This is a genomic window from Salifodinibacter halophilus, assembly GCA_012999515.1.
Classification (GTDB): Bacteria; Pseudomonadota; Gammaproteobacteria; order Nevskiales; family Salinisphaeraceae; genus Salifodinibacter; species Salifodinibacter halophilus.
Window position 1 is genome coordinate 1 of record JABEEB010000764.1, and the last position, 234, is coordinate 234.

Here is a 234-nt window from a genome sequence, read left to right on the forward strand (position 1 = left end):
GGTCGCGAGCGGCGATCAGTCGGCGGCTGAGCGAGGCAGTGCTGGGTGGCAAGGACATGCTGTCGGCAGCGGTGAGTGTGTTCGAAGAACTCGAAGGTGCCCCGGGGACGATGGTGCCAATCGGGAAGCTTGAGGGCGTGTCGCGACGCGAGGTGTGCATTGAAGGGACGCTGACGACGGTGTGGGAGTCGGAGTCACCGGCGATTCAGCAAGCGGGGCTCCTCGAAGACGAAA

General features: G+C 64.5%; 1 protein-coding gene. It reads left to right on the forward strand.

The features are described from left to right. The coding region (locus tag HKX41_13635; protein NNC25174.1) for a DNA-binding protein at window positions 1–234 on the forward strand (234 nt) is incomplete at both ends.